The organism is Pseudomonas sp. RGB (assembly GCF_007713445.1).
GTDB lineage: Bacteria > Pseudomonadota > Gammaproteobacteria > Pseudomonadales > Pseudomonadaceae > Aquipseudomonas.
In genome coordinates this window covers 59,843-76,592 of record NZ_VMSH01000001.1, presented here as the reverse complement: position 1 = coordinate 76,592, position 16,750 = coordinate 59,843, and the positions used below count along the sequence as shown (strand labels likewise).

The following is a 16,750-nucleotide window of genomic DNA, read 5'->3' as shown; positions in this document are numbered from 1 at the left end:
TCATAACTGACAGTACGGGATGGCCTGCGCATTGCATCCGCCTGTTTTTTGCGCAATGACCTATAAAAAAACGCAGCGTGGTGCTCAGGGATTAGGCCGAGCGGCCGTTAAAGTGATGGCAATGTGATACGCATCACATTGAATGTGCTTAACTGTAATCAGTGAAGGCACTGTGCCATCTTTTTGAGTGGGTCGGAGCTTTACCCTTGTCACGCGCGTCCGCTGTACGTTTCAGTCATTTCCTACCTTCACTGCTGTTACTGCTGGCGGGGCTATCGGCTGCGTACGTGAAGGACCTCAATGTGTTCTTCACCTCGCTGTTCAACGTGCTGCCGACCTTGGTGCTGCTGCTCGGCGGCTCGTATTGCGCGGTGTATCGGCGCCAGCGTGAACTGTTCCTGATGATCACGGTGTACGTCGTTTATTTCCTGCTGGACACCCAGACCGACTACTACCGCGACAATGGCCGAGTCCGCGAAGACGCGGCGGTGGTGTTCCATCTGTGCTGCCTGTTGCTGCCGCTGCTGTTCAGCATCTACGCGCTGTGGCAGGAAAAAACCCACCTGTTTCGCGACTTCGTGGCCCGTTGCGCCGTGCTCTTCGCCGTCGGCAGCGTGGCGCTGGCGATTGAGCAAAGCTTCCCGCAAGCGCTGTTGAGCTGGCTGGCAGAGATTCGCTGGCCGGCTTTGCACGGCAGCTGGATGAGCCTGATCCAGCTGTCGTACCCGATGTTCCTGATTGGATTTGTCACCCTGGCGGCGCAGTACTGGTATCAGCCGCGCCCGTTGCATGCCGCGCAACTGGTTGGTTTGCTCGGGCTGTTCTGGATGTTGCCGCAGACCTTCATCCTGCCGTTCACCCTGAACATCATGTGCAGCCAGGTGATGCTGATGATCGCCGCGGGCGTGGCACATGAGGCGTATCAAATGGCCTTCCGTGACGAGCTGACCGGCTTGCCGGGCCGCCGCGCGCTCAACGAACGCATGCAGCGCCTTGGGCGCAACTACGTGCTGGCGATGAGTGACGTCGATCACTTCAAGCGTTTCAACGACACCCACGGCCATGATGTTGGCGACCAGGTATTGCGCCTAGTCGCCAGCAAGCTCTCCAAGGTCAATGGCGGCGGGCGTGCCTACCGTTACGGCGGCGAGGAGTTTGCGGTGGTCTTTGCCGGCAAGACGCTGGATGAGTGCATGCCGTACCTCGAAGAAATTCGCGAGATCATCGCCCACTACGACATCAAGCTGCGCAACCCCGACCGCCCTCATGACGACCAGCAGGGCCGCCAACGGCGCGCGGGCAGCGGCGCGTCGAGCGTGTCGGTAACCGTCAGCATCGGTGTGGCCGAACGCCAGGCCGAACAGCGCACCCCGGAAGAAGTGCTCAAATCCGCCGACCAGGCGCTTTATGCCGCCAAGGGCGCCGGACGTAACTGCGTGGTCGCGGCCGGGCAAACCCGGCGAGGCGCGGTGCGTATGGCGAGTGCTGCCGGTTGAGTGATGGCGGTGTATTCAGGGGTTCTACAGTGATTGTTTGCGGCGGTGGCCGGCAGTAGGTTGAAACCATCTGCTGCCGGAGACATCGCCATGCCTGAGTACAAAGCTCCCCTGCGCGACATGCGCTTTCTGATCGACAACGTGTTTGATTTTCACGGCCACTACGCGGCCCTCGGCGCCACAGACGCCAGCCCGGATATGGTCAGTGCGATCCTCGAAGAAGGCGCCAAATTCTGCGAAAACGTGCTCGCGCCGCTTAATCGCAGCGGCGATGAGGAAGGCTGCCATTTCGACAACGGCGTGGTCACCACGCCCAAGGGCTTCAAGCAAGCTTTCGCCCAGTACGTGGAAGGCGGCTGGCATGGCGTGGCAGCGGACCCAGCCTACGGTGGGCAAGGCCTGCCGCACTCGTTGGGGCTGGTGTTGAGCGAAATGATCGGTTCCAGCAACACGTCCTGGGGCATGTACCCGGGGCTGACCCATGGCGCCATGTCGGCGATCCACGCCCACGGCACCGAGGAGCAGAAAGACACCTACCTGACCAAACTCACCGCCGGCGAATGGACCGGCACCATGTGCCTGACCGAAGCCCACTGCGGCACCGACCTGGGGCTGATCAAGACCCGTGCCGTGCCCCAGGCCGACGGCAGTTACGCGGTCACCGGCAGCAAGATCTTCATCTCGGCCGGCGAGCATGACCTGAGTGCGAACATCATCCACTTGGTGCTGGCCAAACTGCCGGATGCGCCGGCGGGCACCAAAGGTATCTCGCTGTTTATCGTGCCCAAGTTCCATGCCGATTCGGGTGAGCGCAACGCGGTGCACTGCGGCTCCATCGAGCACAAGATGGGCATCAAGGCCTCGGCCACGTGCGTGCTCAATTTCGACGGTGCCAAGGGGTTCCTGATTGGCGAGGCGAATAAAGGCCTCAACTGCATGTTCACCATGATGAATCACGCACGGCTGGGGACCGGCATGCAGGGCCTGTGCAATGGCGAGGCGAGCTTCCAGGGCGCCATCAAATACGCCAATGATCGCCTGCAAATGCGCTCGCTGACCGGCGCCAAGGCCCCGGAAAAGGCCGCCGACCCCATCATCGTGCACGCTGATGTACGCCGCATGCTGCTGACCATGAAAGCCTTCAACGAAGGCAACCGCGCGCTGACGTATTTCACCGCGCAATTGCTCGACACCGCGCACCTGAGCAACGACGCGGGTCAGCGCCAGGACGCTGAAGACCTGTTGGCGTTCCTCACGCCGATCTGCAAAGCCTTTATGACCGACACGGGCCTGGAGGTGACCAACCACGGCATGCAGGTATTCGGCGGCCACGGTTATATTCGTGAATGGGGCATGGAACAGCTGGCACGCGATGCGCGGATCGCGCCGATCTATGAAGGCACCAATGGCATCCAGGCGCTCGACCTGCTGGGGCGCAAGGTGCTCGGTAGCCAGGGCAAGCTGCTGCGTGGTTTTACCAAAATCGTGCATAAATTCTGCGCGGCAAATGCCGAACACCCGCAGCTCAAGGCTCACGTGGCGCAACTCGATCAACTGAACCAGCAATGGGGCGAGCTGACAATGAAGGTCGGCATGGCCGCCATGAAAAACCCGGATGAAGTCGGCGCCGCGGCGGTGGATTACTTGATGTACAGCGGTTACATCATCCTCGCCTACCTGTGGTTGCGTATGGCGATAGCGGCTCAGGCACACGACGACGCCGAGTTTGCCCAGGCAAAGCTTTCGACCTGCGACTTCTACTTCAAGCGTTTGCTGCCGCGTACGGCCACGCACCGGGCCGCGGTGGAGGCGGGCAGTGACTGCCTGATGAGCTTGCCTGCTGAGTTGTTTGCCCTGTAGGCGGCTGATGCTTCTGCGGGTAACTGTGTGCGGGCTTGTGTGGGAGCTGGCGTGCCTGCGATGCAGTCACCTCGGTAGGTCAGTGAAACTGCGGTGATGCCATCGCAGGCAAGCCAGCTCCTACGTTAGATCTGTATGTGACTTATAAATACTTAATAGTCACGAACGGACCCTATGTGTCTGAAAAGTTGTTCGGGTACACTCGGAGCCTGTAAAACCGATCCTACCGACTTACTTTTCACGTTCTCACGAGGTTTGCCATGGCTGATTACAAAGCGCCGCTGCGTGATATGCGCTTCGTCCTCAACGAAGTCTTTGAGGTCGCCACCACTTGGGCCCAATTGCCGGCATTGGCAGACACCGTGGATGCCGAAACCGTCGAGGCGATCCTTGAGGAAGCCGGCAAGGTCACCGCCAAATCCATCGCGCCGCTGAGCCGCAATGGCGACGAGCAAGGCTGCCGTTGGGCCGATACCGTGGTCAGCACACCGGATGGTTTCCCCCAGGCCTACAAAACCTACGCCGAAGGTGGCTGGGTGGGTGTAGGCGGCGACCCTGTCTTTGGCGGCATGGGCATGCCCAAGGCGGTGTCGGCCCAGGTTGAGGAAATGATCAACTCGTCGAGCCTGGCATTCGGCCTGTACCCGATGCTCACCTCTGGCGCCTGCGTGTCGATCAACACCCACGCCAGTGAAGCACTCAAGGCCACCTACTTGCCGAAGATGTATTCCGGCGAGTGGGCCGGCTCCATGTGCCTGACTGAAGCGCACGCGGGCACCGACCTGGGGATTATCCGCACCAAGGCTGAGCCGCAGGCGGACGGTTCCTACACGATCAGCGGCACCAAAATTTTCATCACCGGCGGCGAACACGACCTCACCGAAAACATCATCCATCTGGTGCTCGCCAAGCTGCCGGATGCGCCGGCCGGTCCGAAAGGCATCTCGCTGTTTCTGGTGCCCAAGTTCATGGTCAATGCCGACGGCAGCCTGGGCGCGCGTAACCCGGTGAGCTGTGGCTCGATCGAACACAAGATGGGCATTCAGGCGTCTGCGACCTGCGTGATGAACTTCGACGAAGCCGTGGGTTACCTGGTGGGCGAGCCCAACCGTGGGTTGGCGGCGATGTTCACCATGATGAACTACGAGCGTCTGGGGGTGGGCATCCAGGGCCTGGCATCCGGCGAGCGCTCCTATCAGAACGCGATTGAATATGCGCGTGATCGCCTGCAAAGCCGCGCACCGACCGGCGCCCAGGCTAAAGACAAAGTGGCCGACCCGATCATCGTGCATCCGGACGTGCGCCGCATGCTGCTGACCATGAAGGCTGCGAATGAAGGCGGTCGCGCGTTCTCCACGTACGTGGCAACGCAATTGGACATCGCCAAGTTCAGCGAGGATGCCGCCGCCCGTGAGCGTGCGGACAATCTGGTGGCACTGCTGACGCCCGTCGCCAAGGCGTTCCTCAGCGATCTGGGCCTGGAAACCACCGTGCTCGGCCAGCAAGTGTTTGGCGGCCACGGCTACATTCGCGAGTGGGGTCAGGAGCAACTGGTGCGTGATGTGCGCATCACGCAGATTTACGAAGGCACCAACGGCATTCAGGCGCTGGACTTGATGGGGCGCAAGATTGTCGGCAGCAACGGCGCGTTCTATACCCTGTTCGCCGACGAGATCCGTCAGTTCATTGCCACAGCGGACGCCCAATTGGCTGAGTTCACCCGACCGCTGAGCGCGGCGGTGGATAACCTGGATGAGTTGACCGCCTGGGTGCTGGACCGCGCCAAGACCAACCCGAATGAAATCGGTGCAGCGTCGGTGGAATACCTGCACGCCTTTGGCTACATGGCGTACGCCTACATGTGGGCCCGCATGGCGAAGGCCGCGTGGGGCAAAGAGTCTGAGGAAGACTTCTACGCGAGCAAGCTGGGCACGGCGCGTTTCTACTTTGCCCGCCTGCTGCCACGTATCCATTCGCTGAGTGCGTCGGTAAAAGCCGGTAGCGAATCGCTGTTTTTGCTGGATGAGGCACTGTTCTAAGGGCTTGGAGGGCGTGTAAGCATTCTCTTACATGACGTGCTGCTATTCGTCCTCTATCGCCAAATTGGATCCACGGATAATCTACTTCACATGGACGTCGCGCAGGAAGCGCAAAGCAACAACACGGACACGTAGGATTCTGCCAGGACGGCGGAGTGAAATGGATGTCAGGGAAACAGTCTGCAAAACCCCGCTTCGGCGGGGTTTTCTTTTGCCCGCGAAAAAGTCAGGCAGGCGCCTGCGGGGCATTCATCACGTCTTCCAGCAGCGTGCGCAATAACGCCACCGTTGCTTGCTGGCGCTGTACATCGCGGCACACCAAGCCCACTTTCAGCGCCACCCGGGGTTCGCTCAAGGGTTTCCACAACAGCGCCTTGCTGTTGTGCTCATCCTGGGAGCGCCCGGGCAGTACCGTGGCCAGCTTGGTATGGGGCAGGCTGTCGAGAATGCCGACCATGGTATTCAGTTCGGCCTGCACCTGTGGCCGGCGCCCGAGGTTGGCGAGTTGGCCCTGCCAGATCTGCCGCACCTGAAACTCCTCTCCCAGTAGCAACATCGGTAATTCGGCCGCCTGTTTCAGCGAGACCTTCTTGAATTCGCGCAGGGGGTGGTCTTCCGGGATCACGACCTTTAATTCGTCTTCATACAACAGCACGCCGTGCAGCCCCGGCTGGCGCGGCGGCAGGTAGCTGATGCCGATGTCCAGCGAGCCGTTGAGCAAGCGCCGTTCAATCTCCAGGCCGGTCAGTTCGTAGATCTGCACCACCAGATGCGGCTGGGCCTTGCGCACGCGCTCAAGCATTTGCGGGACCAGGCTGGTGTGCACCGTTTGCAGCACGCCGATGGCCAGCGTGCGCATGGCCTGGCCCTTGAAGTTGCGCAGGGCTTCGACGGCCTGTTGCATACCGTCGATCAGCGGCAATGCGTGGTTGTACAAGGTATGCGCGGCCAGCGTCGGCAGCAGGCGCTTGCTGCTGCGCTCGAACAGGCTCACGTCCAGGTTCTGCTCCAGCTGGCGAATCTGTTGCGACAGGGCCGGTTGGGAGATCGACAGACGCTCCGCAGCGCGGCCCACGTGGCCTTCCTCATACACCGCGACGAAATAACGCAGTTGCTTGAAATCCATAAGGCTTACTTATCGAAAAAGCTGGAAAATCGAAATGGCCGGTGGGCCCCGAGACGCCTAGTCTAGCGCCTATTCGCAAGGCTTACAGGGCCGGATCTGGCAATGAATAGCGTTTATGTTGATGGCGTTTACATAGGCAAGACAAAAAACCTCGAGGCGGTCTTTGCACAGGATTGCGACCAAGGTCAGGTTGCCATTGGGGGTGAGGTGTGAACCTGTTTCGTCGCCCTGCACCGAGCCTGGACGATCTGATCCTCGACGCGCCGCACGAGGATCTGCCCAGCGATTCACTGATGCCCACTGTGGCAAGGCCTGCGCAGGTCTTCGTGCGCGGCCAGGGCTCCTGGCTCTGGGACAGCGACGACCGTGCATACCTTGATTTCAGTCAGGGCAGCGCCGCCAACAGCCTGGGCCACAGCCCGCAGGTGCTGATCAAGGCCCTCGCCGAGCAGACTCAGGCGCTGATCAACCCCGGCAATGGCTTGCACAACCGCCCCCAACTGAACCTCGTCGACCGGTTGTGCCAGCACACGGGCAGTGATCAGGGTTACCTGCTTAATAGCGGCGCTGAAGCCTGCGAGGCTGCGATCAAGCTGGCGCGCAAATGGGGCCAACAGCACCGCGGCGGCGCTTACCACATCATCAGCGCCAGCAACGGTTGCCATGGCCGCAGTTTCGCGGCGATGGCGGCTTCGACCGGGGCGGGTGGCAACCGTTTTGAACCGCAATTGCCGGGTTTCAGCCATGTGCCTTTCAACGACCTGCCTGCGTTGCACGCGGCGGTGGATGCACAGACCGTGGCCATCATGCTGGAGCCGATTCAGGGCGCAGCCGGCGTGATTCCCGCCACCGAGCACTACCTGAAAGGTGTCGAACGCCTGTGCCGCGAGCTGGGCATCCTGCTGATTCTTGATGAAGTGCACACCGGCATCGGCCGCTGCGGCACCTTGCTCGTCGAACAACAGTACGGCGTGCGCGCCGACATCATCACCCTTGGCAAAGGCCTGGGCGGCGGCGTGCCGTTGGCGGCCCTGCTGGCGCGTGGCAAGGCCTGTTGCTTCGAGGTGGGCGAGCTGGATGGCAGCCACCATGGCAACGCGTTGATGGCAGCGGCCGGGGAGGCGGTACTAAAGACAGTACTGGAGCAGGGCTTTCTGGAGCAGGTGCGCGAGTCCGGCCTTTACCTTGGCGAAGGCCTCGCCCGCCTGGCTTATCGCTACGACCACGGCCAATTGCGCGGCCATGGCCTGATGTGGGGCCTGACGTTGTCGGATGATTCTGCAGATGCCGTCGTAAAAGCAGCATTGCACGAAGGCTTGATTCTTAACGCCGCGCAACCCAACTGCCTGCGCTTCACCCCAGCCTTGACGGTCAGCAAAAGCAATATCGACGAAATGCTTTTGCGCCTGGCTCGCGCCTTCTCCCGAGTGCGCACCGCGCAGTTGCAATGCCGCAAGGGCATCGCCGTTTAACCCACATTTCAGAACCGTCTCGCGGCCTACGCGGCGCCCTCAGCCTGATTCTTTTGGCTGGGGGCGTTTTTTTGTCTGCGCACTTCAAGGTGGCCCAGTGCCAGAACCCACTGAACCCTTACGAGTGCCCAAGGTCGATTAGCTACACGGCTCACACGAGCCGATTATTTGGAGCTGACCCATGGACATCATTCGCATCATCATCGCCATTCTGCTGCCGCCACTGGGTGTGTTCCTGCAAGTGGGTTTCGCCGGCGCGTTCTGGCTGAACATCCTGCTGACCCTATGCGGTTACTTCCCGGGCATCATTCACGCCGTGTACATCATCGCCAAACGCTAAAACTGTCAGCCTTTTGCAATGAGCCGCGAGTTGCGCTCGTTGCGAAAGGCCAATTGCTCGATGGTCTGGGTGGCGTGTTCGGCTTCTTCCCGCGCTTGCAGGATGATGCCGTGCTGCTCGGACTTGCTGCACACCGGGTCGGCGTTGCTCGCGTCGCCCGTGAGCATGAACGCCTGGCAGCGGCAGCCGCCGAAGTCCTTTTCCTTTTCATCGCATGAACGGCACGGCTCGGGCATCCAGTCGTAGCCGCGAAAGCGGTTGAAGCCAAACGAGTCGTACCAGATGTGCTGCATGCTGTGGTCGCGCACGTTGGGAAATTGCACCGGCATCTGTCGGGCACCGTGGCAGGGCAGGGCGGTGCCGTCCGGTGTTACGGTCAGAAAAATGCTGCCCCAGCCGTTCATGCAGGCTTTTGGGCGTTCCTCGTAGTAGTCCGGTGTAACGAAGATCAGCTTGCACGGGTGGCCTTCGGCTTCGAGCTTGGCGCGGTATTCGTTGGTGATGCGTTCGGCGCGCACCAGTTGTTCTTTGGTCGGCAACAACCCCACACGATTGAGCTGCGCCCAACCGTAGAACTGGCAGGTAGCGAGCTCGACGAAGTCTGCTTCCAGTGCGATGCACAGCTCGATAATGCGGTCGATCTTGTCGATATTGTGCCGATGCGTGACGAAGTTCAGCACCATCGGGTAGCCATGCGCCTTTACCGCGCGAGCCATTTCCAGCTTTTGCGCGAAGGCTTTTTTCGAGCCGGCCAGCAGGTTGTTCACCTGCTCGTCGCTGGCCTGGAAGCTGATCTGGATATGGTCCAGGCCGGCTTTCTTGAAGTCGCTGATTTTTTGCTCGGTGAGGCCGATGCCGGAGGTAATCAGGTTGGTGTAGAAGCCCAGCTTGCGCGCCTCGGCGATCAGTTCGGCAAGGTCCTGGCGTACCAGCGGCTCACCGCCGGAAAACCCCAGTTGCGCGGCGCCCATTTCCCGCGCTTCGCGAAATACTTTGATCCATTGCTCGGTGCTCAGCTCTTTACCCTGCTCGGCGAAATCCAGCGGGTTTGAGCAGTACGGGCACTGCAACGGGCAACGGTAAGTCAGCTCGGCGAGCAGCCACAGCGGCAGGCCAACGGGTGGCTTTTCAGGCAAGTTCGATCCAGTGCTCAGCACGGGCGACCTCCATGAAATCCTCGATGTCTTGACCGAGTTCAGGTACGCCGGGGAATTGTTTATCCAGCTCGGCGATGATGGCAGCCACGTCGCGTTCGCCATCGATCAGACCACCGATCAGCGCGGCGCTGTCGTTGAGCTTGATCATGCCTTCGGGGTAGAGCAATACGTGGCCTTTTTGCGCGGGCTCGTACTGGTAGCGATAGCCCTGGCGCCAGGTCGGTGTTCTGCTGCGATCAAAGCTCATAGGGTGATCCCTTTATGCCATACACGCTGATCAGTCACGCTGTGATACGGCGGGCGGTTCAGTTCATAGGCCATGCTCATGGCATCCAGCATGCTCCACAAGATGTCGAGTTTGAACTGGAGAATTTCCAGCATGCGCTCCTGACCTTCGCGAGTGGTGTAGTGCTGCAACGTGATCGCCAAGCCGTGTTCCACATCGCGTCGGGCCTGGCCCAGGCGGGTACGGAAATACTCATAACCGGCCGGGTCGATCCACGGATAGTGCTGCGGCCAGCTGTCGAGGCGCGACTGGTGGATCTGCGGCGCGAACAGCTCGGTCAGCGAGCTGCTGGCGGCTTCCTGCCAGCTGGCACGGCGGGCAAAGTTGACGTAGGCATCCACGGCAAAACGCACGCCGGGCAGCACCAGTTCCTGAGACCGCAGCTGATCCGGGTCCAGACCAACGGCCTGGCCCAGACGCAACCAGGCTTCAATACCGCCGTCTTCACCGGGAGCGCCGTCGTGGTCGAGCAGGCGCTGGATCCACTCGCGGCGGATCTCGCGGTCCGGGCAATTGGCCAGGATCGCGGCGTCTTTCAGCGGGATATTCACCTGATAGTAGAAACGGTTGGCGACCCAACCCTGGATCTGCTCGCGGGTGGCGCGGCCTTCATACATCGCCACGTGGTACGGGTGATGGATATGGTAAAACGCGCCCTTGGCACGCAAGGCATGCTCGAACTCGGCGGGCGTCAGTGGTGTGTCAGTCATGTGGTCTGCTCCTACAATTCAATGCTCATGCCGTCGTAAGCCACTTCAACATTACGCCGTGCCAGCTCGGCCCGTTCGGGGGAGTCTTCATCGAGGATCGGGTTGGTGTTGTTGATGTGGATCAGCACCTTGCGCTGCTCGGGCAACTGCTCCAGCACTTCGAGCATGCCGCCGGGGCCGTTCTGAGCCAGGTGGCCCATCTCGCGGCCAGTGCGGGTGCCGACGCCACGGCGCTGCATCTCATCGTCGTCCCACATCGTGCCATCCACCAGCAGGCAATCGCTGCCGGCCATGATCTCCAGCAACGGCGCGTCGACCTTGCCCAGCCCAGGGGCGTAAAACAGTTTGCCGCCGGTGCGCAGGTCTTCGACGATCAGGCCGATGTTGTCGCCTGGGTGCGGGTCGAAGCGGTGTGGCGAGTAGGGCGGCGCGGCGCTGCGCAATGGCAGCGGCGTGAAACGCAGGTTGGGGCAGGCCGGGATGGTGAAGCTGGCGTCCAGCTCGATGCGGTTCCAGGCCAGGCCGCCGTTCCAGTGCGTGAGCATGGTGAACAGCGGGAAACCGGTACTCAAATCTTCATGGACCATGTCGGTGCACCACACCTGGTGCGGGCAGCCTTCGCGCAGGCTTAACAGGCCGGTAGTGTGGTCGATCTGGCTGTCCATCAGGATGATCGCGCTGATACCGGTATCGCGCAGCGCACGGCCGGGTTGCATCGGGGCGAAGCCTTGCAGTTGCGCGCGGATATCCGGCGAAGCGTTGCACAGTACCCAATTCACGCCATCGTCGGAAATCGCGATGGACGACTGAGTGCGCGCCTGGGCCCGCAGGCTGCCGTCACGAAAACCTGCGCAGTTCACGCAGTTGCAGTTCCACTGCGGGAAGCCACCGCCGGCGGCGGAACCTAGAATCTGGACAAACATGATTGCTCCATCACGCAAAGCTCAAAACAAAAACGCCCCGGGCGAACCGAGGCGTTGTATTACTCAGCCAATCAACGGCTGGCGAAGTACATGGTGACTTCGAAACCGATACGCAGATCAGTGTAAGCAGGTTTGGACCAGGTCATATTCATACTCCTACGAAGGGATGGGACGTTCACTACTCATACATATAGTCCACCTCCAATCGGAGATGTTCAGAGGTGTGCGGATGAATGTTACGCAATTCTTTTCAAGTTAGCGCTGTCTTGGTGGCAAAAGCCTTTTGCAGGGCCAGCAATGATCAGCCTGTCGTTTGCCAGGAACCGTTGATTGGCGGGCCGTTGGCCACACAGCGCCAACCGCCTACAGCGTCATTGAGCTGCCCTGCGGCACGCTGCAGATCCTCGCGCGTGCAGGTTTGTATCAACTGCTGAAGTGGCGCCAGATAACCCGACGAATGGCCAGCCAGCTGCGCCTGCCAGAGCAATTCGGCGGCTTGGGCGACCGGTAATGCCTGGGCCGTGAATTGCTCTGCCAGCGTCTGGTTGCCCAATTCGGCGCTGTTGTCGATCAACGCCGCAAGCTGCGCCAGGAAGGTCTGCACGTGCTCGAAGATCCCGGCCAGGGATACGCTGGGTGATTGCACGCCAAACAGCAGGCCGGTTTGCCCGTTGATCTGTCGGATGCCGCTGAACACGGCGTAGCCGATTTGCAGTTCGACGCGCAGTTTTTGGTAAAACGGCCCCTGGAGCAGATGCCCGAGCAGTCGCCATGCCGCTTCATCGGCCAGGGATTGGCTTGGCGTAGGGCAAAACAGCAGCAACGCGGCTTCGCGGGAGTCGGTATTCACTTCGTGCCAGAGCCGCTGGCCGTCGAGGGTTTTCGGCGTGTGTTCGAAGCTTACCGGCTGGCCTGGCAATCGCGCGGCTGCGGTTTTGATCGCCGCTTCACTGGCAGCGGGAAAACCTGTGCCCAGGCCCTGCCAGCGTGCGGTGGTCCATGACGATGGCGTCTCGCCGGCCCCGGAAGCGATGCCGGCACAGCAGGCAGGCAACGCCTTGAGCAGCTCCCGAATGGCAATCATCGGCGTTTGTGCGGGTGACGGCAGCGGCCCATCGGACTGGCTGAGGTTAAGCGCCAGCGCCTCGACCACAGCCGCGATTGGTTCGTGAAGGCCAACTATTTTCACGCGCCAGTCATTGGCGGCGGTTTCGAAGGCCAATTCGACGCCCGCCTGACGGGCCTGCTCACGCAACGGTTGCAACGCATGTTCCAGGCCTGCGGGTACCAACGAATCAAAGCGCCATTGCAGGTACAGCGCGCCTTCGTTGGTGTCATCCGCCAAGGCCTGGCTGAACGTCAGCGCCGACACTTCCCGTCGTCCCCGCGAGCGATCCTGAGCGAACGTGCGCAAGCCCCGGTGGGCGCTGGTTTGGCCGCGAATCAGGCCGGCGCGCGCTTGCTTGACCGCTGGGCGCAGGAAGGGGTTGTTGGGCGGCAGTTGCCACGCGTGCTCGGAGGGCGGTAGGTGCAGTGAATCGAGCAGGTTCTTCAGGGCCTCCACGCCCTGTTCCGATAGACCCTCGCTGTCGTTGCGGGCCAGCGCCAGGGCGCCCTGGATTTGCTGCTGGCGAGCGTTCAGCAAGGCGAACTCTTCTCGCAACGGCGTCCAGTCGCTCTGTGCGAAAAAGCTCAACCAGTCGTGCAATAACGCTTCGACCTGAGTAGCCGACCCGTCTTGAGCGAAGAGGGAAAAGTCGATATCCAGCAGCGCTTGCCCGGCGAAGTGATACAGCACGGACGCGTGCAGTGCGTGGGCCACGTTTCGCGTCTGCAGCTCGGCCAGTAACCCGCCGGGCGCCGGGGCGTTGAGCCAGGTGCAGAGAAAATCCAACGCTTCACGGGGCACGTCACAGGCAATGACGTGGTGCCGATGATTATTGGCGGTGTATTGATAACTCACTGCTTGATCGGGCAACAGCGCAGGCGGCTCGGCCTGTGGGTGCAAAGGCCCGCAAGCCAGTGCCTCGCTGAATCGCTGCGCCAAGGCTTCCAGCTCGTCCAGCGGCTGCGGGCCGGCCAGGCTCAACGTCATCTGCCCGCTCTGATAAAAGTGCGTGTGAAATTCGCGCAGTGCTTGCTGAAATGCCTCACGCTCCACCGGCAGGCTTTCCCGGTTGCCGGCGTGAAAACCGCGCAGTGGATGATCGGCGGCCAAGCCCTCCAACAGCGCGACCTGCTGCTGAGCCTGGGCATCCTGGGACCATGCAACAAACTCTGCGTGCAACACTTCGCGCTCACGCAACTGGTCTTCAATCGCCAGACGCGGGTGGGCCAGCATGTCCGCCAGGCGCTCAAGCCCGCTGGCAAAGGTCGCCAGCGGCAATTCAAAGAAGAAGTCCGTCGTACGCTCCCGGGTACTCGCGTTGACCTGCCCGCCATGGCGCTGCACGTAGGCCATCAGCCCTTCATTTGCGGGAAAACGCTGCGTGCCGAGAAACAACAAATGCTCAAGAAAGTGCGCCAGCCCCGGCCAGGCCAAGGGCACGTCATGGCTGCCGGCAGCCACGCGCAGCACCGCAGCGCAACGCTTCAGACGTGGCGCATGGCGCAGGGTAACCCGCAGGCCATTGGCCAGGGTCAGGTGAAGGTGATGAGGGTGGGCCGGCGCAGGCATGGGCACTTCCGAAACGTAGGAGGTGGCCATGTTATCAAACCGCTGGCGAACCGGCTGGGTCAGGGCTTGTGCAGTGCGCCGTACAACTCGGGGCGACGGTCTTGCAGGTAGTGGTTGGCGGCGCGGGCGTCGAGGATGGACTGGCGGTCCAGCGCACCGACGATCAACGTTTCATCCAGCCCGGCCTGGGCGATGCGCTGGCCATTCGGCGCGGCGATGCTGCTTTGCCCGCAGTACTGAATCTCGCCTTCCTGCCCGCAGTAGTTGGCGTACGCCACATAACACTGGTTTTCAAAGGCCCGCGCCCGCACGGTGACGTCGGCGACAAAGTCGAACGGCACCATATTGGCAGTCGGCACCAGGATCAACTCGGCACCGGCCAGCGCCAGGCGACGGGTATTTTCCGGAAACTCCAGGTCGTAGCAGATCAAGAAGCCAAGCTTCCAGCCGTTCAATTCCACCAACGGGAAATCATCTTCCCCAGCACTGAACATCGAGTGGTCCAGGTCGCCAAACAAGTGAGTCTTGCGGTAGTTGCACAGGCGCTGGCCGTGGGCGTCGATCAACTGCACGGCGTTGTAGATCTGCCCGTCCTCGGCGCGCTCCGGGTAGCCGTACAGAATCGCCAGCCCGGCGCTTTTGGCGAGTGTGGCAATCGCCTGCGCGGACGGCCCATCCTGAGGTTCGGCAAGGGCGCCGACCGCTTCGGCGCCGATGTTGTAGCCGCTGAGAAACATCTCCGGCAGCACCAGCACATCGGCATCCGACGCCTCATGCGCCAGTGGGTGCAGGCGCTTGAGGTTACCGGCCACATCCAGTGGCAGCGGCGGGCATTGGTACAGGGCAACGCGCATGCTCAACTCCTTAATCGGCCAGGGCGATCGGGCCGATTTCGTCAAAGACATCACCCGGCCCTGGGTTCTCCGGATGCGTGCTGCCGCCGAAGTGGGTCATGATGCCCCACACCGCGTTCAGCGAGGTTTGCACCGCGCCTTCGACCCAGGCCGGCGTCCAGGACACGTCATCACCGGCAATAAAAATCCCACGTTGTTCGGCGGGCATGTCCTTCTGCATGAAGTGCGCATACATCCGCTGGTTGTAGCGATAGTGGCCGGGCAGCGCGCCTTTGAAAGCCCCGAGGAAATGCGGGTCGGCTTCCCACGACACAGTGATCGGGTCGCCGATGATGCGCGCCTTGATATCGACTTTCGGGTAGATCTTTTTCAGTGCGTCGAGGGCCAGTTTCACCCGCTTGTCGATGGGCTGCGGGAGCATTTTCAGCGCGTCGCTCATCCACGAGTACGACAGGCAAATCACGCCCGGCTTGTCGTCGCCGTTGTCGAACAGGTAAGTGCCACGGGTCAGGCGATCGGTGAGGGTCATGCTCATCAGGTCGCGGCCGGTTTCCGGGTCTTTGTCTTTCCAGAACGGGCGGTCGACCATCACGAAAGTTTTCGACGATTGCATGTAGCGCGTGCGGTCCAGGGCCATCCACATTTTCTGCGAGAACAGGGTTTCGTCGCATTCGATCTGGGTGGTCAGCAGCCAGCTTTGGCAGGTGGTCAGCACGGCGGCATATTCGCGGGTGTCGCCGTAGTTGTCGGTCACGGCGAAGCGGCCATCGGCGGCGTGGGCTATACGGCTCACACCGGCCCGTGGCGCGCCGCGATGCAACGAGCTGAGGCTGGTGCCGGCCGGCCAGTGCGCACAACGCTCCGGCACGTGGCGCCAGATGCCCATGGGCACTTGCGCCACGCCGCCGACGACCAAGTGCTGGTGGTCGTCGCAGTTGGTCATCACCACGCGGAAGATTTCGAGCATCGAGTTGGGGAAATCCGAGTCCCAGCCGCCGGTGCCGAAACCTACCTGGCCAAACACTTCGCGGTGCGCAAACGAGAGTTTGGCAAAGGCCTTGGACGTGGCGACGAAGTCATAGAAGGTGCGGTCGTCCCACAGCGGCACCAGCTTATTCCACAACGCTTTGAGGCGCGGCACGTCGCGGTCGCGGATGGCTTGCTGGATATCACCGAACTGCGAACCGGCTTCCAGTGCATCGGCCCAGGCGTCGGCAACTTCCTGGAACAGCACTGGCAAGTCCGAGAGTTTTTGTGCGTAGTGAGTCTGGCCTTCGAGGTCGATCACCGTGCTGCCGGAGGCGGGCGTCAGCGGGTTGGGGAAGGGTTTGGTCTCCAGGCCCAGCTTGTCCACATAGTGGTAGAACGCGGTCGACGACACCGGAAAACGCATGCCGCCCAGCTCGGCGATGATGCCCTCGGCCCCTTCAAACGCCTGGGAGCGCAAGCGGCCGCCCATCTTCGAGGCTTCGTACACCACTGGCTTGAGGCCCAGCTTCATCAGCTCGTAAGCGGCCACCAGGCCCGCGATCCCTGCACCGACAATCGCCACTTCGGCGCCATGGTTGGCGGCCGGAATGCTGCCCAGGCCGGCCGGATGCTCAATCCAGTCGTCAAAGGCAAACGGAAAGTCCGGGCCAAAGATGGTGATGGGTTTTTTACCGTCGGCGGGGTGGCGATGGGTCTTGCTGATGGTGCTGGACGGAATGCTCATGGCTGACCTTACTGGCGACTCGGCGGGATGTGGCCCGTTGAGTATAGGAAAAGATGGCAGCCAGTTTAGGGAGCGTAGCGTTCGTTAATAAGACGC

Annotated in this window: 14 protein-coding genes; 5 read left to right on the top strand and 9 right to left on the bottom strand. The window is 61.4% G+C overall.

What is annotated here, in order from left to right:
* The first annotated feature begins 206 nt into the window (after positions 1-206).
* The 3 genes from FPT15_RS00355 (at position 207) to FPT15_RS00345 (ending at position 5,395) form a co-directional block, all read left to right on the top strand.
* The gene (locus tag FPT15_RS00355) at positions 207-1,496 is read left to right on the top strand and encodes a diguanylate cyclase (protein WP_145157483.1); all 1,290 of its coding nucleotides are present in this window, start codon (positions 207-209) and stop codon (positions 1,494-1,496) included.
* A 90-nt stretch (positions 1,497-1,586) separates the two neighbouring features.
* Positions 1,587-3,356 (top strand): acyl-CoA dehydrogenase C-terminal domain-containing protein, encoded by a 1,770-nt coding sequence (locus FPT15_RS00350; RefSeq protein WP_145157481.1) that lies wholly within the window; start codon positions 1,587-1,589, stop codon positions 3,354-3,356.
* 260 nt (positions 3,357-3,616) lie between these two features.
* Positions 3,617-5,395: an acyl-CoA dehydrogenase C-terminal domain-containing protein gene (locus FPT15_RS00345; RefSeq protein WP_145157479.1), complete on the top strand. Its 1,779-nt coding sequence runs from the start codon at positions 3,617-3,619 to the stop codon at positions 5,393-5,395.
* A gap of 226 nt (positions 5,396-5,621) precedes the next feature.
* Here the strand turns inward: FPT15_RS00345 and FPT15_RS00340 are convergent, their stop codons facing one another.
* Positions 5,622-6,521, bottom strand: coding sequence for a LysR family transcriptional regulator (locus tag FPT15_RS00340; protein ID WP_145157477.1), 900 nt, complete (start codon positions 6,519-6,521; stop codon positions 5,622-5,624).
* Between the two features lie 209 nt (positions 6,522-6,730).
* On the opposite strand from FPT15_RS00340, the gene FPT15_RS00335 reads away from it, so the two are divergent.
* Both FPT15_RS00335 and FPT15_RS00330 read left to right on the top strand, forming a co-directional pair.
* A complete protein-coding gene (locus tag FPT15_RS00335) occupies positions 6,731-7,993 on the top strand; it encodes an aspartate aminotransferase family protein (RefSeq protein ID WP_145157475.1) in 1,263 nt (420 codons plus the stop codon).
* Positions 7,994-8,174: 181 nt separating this feature from the next.
* A complete protein-coding gene (locus tag FPT15_RS00330) occupies positions 8,175-8,333 on the top strand; it encodes a YqaE/Pmp3 family membrane protein (RefSeq protein ID WP_010207008.1) in 159 nt (52 codons plus the stop codon).
* A 5-nt stretch (positions 8,334-8,338) separates the two neighbouring features.
* On the opposite strand, the gene pqqE is transcribed toward FPT15_RS00330, so the two are convergent.
* The 8 genes from pqqE to FPT15_RS00290 all read right to left on the bottom strand — a co-directional run bounded on the left by pqqE (position 8,339) and on the right by FPT15_RS00290 (position 16,633).
* Entirely contained in the window at positions 8,339-9,490 is a 1,152-nt protein-coding gene (gene pqqE, locus FPT15_RS00325) for a pyrroloquinoline quinone biosynthesis protein PqqE (protein WP_106575539.1), read from the bottom strand.
* Positions 9,462-9,737 carry a pyrroloquinoline quinone biosynthesis peptide chaperone PqqD gene (pqqD, locus tag FPT15_RS00320; RefSeq protein WP_017138041.1) on the bottom strand — a complete coding sequence of 92 codons (276 nt, stop codon included), beginning with the start codon at positions 9,735-9,737 and terminating at the stop codon, positions 9,462-9,464. Before pqqD ends, pqqE begins: the two co-directional genes overlap by 29 nt.
* A complete protein-coding gene (pqqC, locus tag FPT15_RS00315; protein ID WP_145157473.1) occupies positions 9,734-10,486 on the bottom strand; it encodes a pyrroloquinoline-quinone synthase PqqC in 753 nt (250 codons plus the stop codon). The genes pqqD and pqqC overlap by 4 nt, the downstream gene beginning before the upstream one ends.
* Positions 10,487-10,497: 11 nt before the next feature.
* Entirely contained in the window at positions 10,498-11,409 is a 912-nt protein-coding gene (gene pqqB / locus FPT15_RS00310) for a pyrroloquinoline quinone biosynthesis protein PqqB (RefSeq protein ID WP_106575537.1), read from the bottom strand.
* 71 nt (positions 11,410-11,480) lie between these two features.
* A complete protein-coding gene (gene pqqA, locus FPT15_RS00305) occupies positions 11,481-11,555 on the bottom strand; it encodes a pyrroloquinoline quinone precursor peptide PqqA (protein ID WP_003194766.1) in 75 nt (24 codons plus the stop codon).
* 155 nt (positions 11,556-11,710) lie between these two features.
* The gene (gene pqqF, locus FPT15_RS00300) at positions 11,711-14,086 is read right to left on the bottom strand and encodes a pyrroloquinoline quinone biosynthesis protein PqqF (protein ID WP_145158564.1); all 2,376 of its coding nucleotides are present in this window, start codon (positions 14,084-14,086) and stop codon (positions 11,711-11,713) included.
* Positions 14,087-14,145: 59 nt separating this feature from the next.
* A complete protein-coding gene (locus FPT15_RS00295) occupies positions 14,146-14,940 on the bottom strand; it encodes a carbon-nitrogen hydrolase family protein (protein ID WP_145157471.1) in 795 nt (264 codons plus the stop codon).
* 10 nt (positions 14,941-14,950) lie between these two features.
* Entirely contained in the window at positions 14,951-16,633 is a 1,683-nt protein-coding gene (locus FPT15_RS00290) for an NAD(P)/FAD-dependent oxidoreductase (RefSeq protein WP_119737718.1), read from the bottom strand.
* Between the last annotated feature and the right edge of the window lie 117 nt (positions 16,634-16,750).